At 76.5% G+C, this 601-nt stretch carries 1 protein-coding gene and 1 pseudogene; one reads left to right on the top strand and one right to left on the bottom strand.

Annotated elements, in window-relative coordinates:
• Positions 1-245, bottom strand: a pseudogene (locus tag AY578_RS20135) (serine/threonine protein kinase); the annotation flags it as partial.
• Between the two features lie 83 nt (positions 246-328).
• Between AY578_RS20135 and AY578_RS20130 the strand changes: the two are divergent.
• Positions 329-601, top strand: a 273-nt coding sequence (locus tag AY578_RS20130; protein ID WP_420341314.1) for a hypothetical protein, incomplete at its 3' end; no start/stop codon positions are given.

Raw genomic sequence — 601 nt, 5'->3', positions numbered from 1 at the left:
GGCGCGGCCTGCCGGGAACCGCTCCCCTGCGCGCCGTCCCGTCCGCGTGCGCCGTCCGGCGCGGGGTGCGGCGCCCGGCCGTGCGCGTACGCCGGGTCGTCCCCCTGCGGCGGGACCATGACGGTCGGCGCCGCGTACGGATTGCCGGGGTGCGGCACGGCCGCCGGCGGGTTCGGGTTGGGCGGTTGCAGACCAAAACTGGTCGGCTCGTCTGCCCCGTTGCGGGCTCCCCCGTCACTGCTCATGGGTTCATGCATACCGTGCCGGACCACCGCCGTTCCACAGCGGGTGGCCACCGGTCACAGACCCGTGACCGACGCCGGAACTTATGTCGCCTTTATACGGCTATGCGGCCGAGGAGGAGACGGAGACCTCGGGCCACGCGGGGCTCTCCTCCCCCACGGGCTCCGGACTCCCGTCCCCCGCGGGCGTGGTGGGCTCACCGGTCCCCGAGGACGAGGTGGCGTCGGCTCTGGAGGACGAGGTGACGCCGGCCCCCGAGGGCGACGGCGCCGGCCGCTGCGGGGTGGTCGCGGGCGGCACCGGCCCGGGCGTCGACCCGGTCACCGGGGCCTCGGGCGCCGTGGTGCTCGGCGTGCCG

This window comes from Streptomyces thermocarboxydus, assembly GCF_024760485.1.
GTDB classification, from domain to species: domain Bacteria; phylum Actinomycetota; class Actinomycetes; order Streptomycetales; family Streptomycetaceae; genus Streptomyces; species Streptomyces cellulosae.
This window is presented reverse-complemented; position numbering and strand designations above follow the sequence as displayed.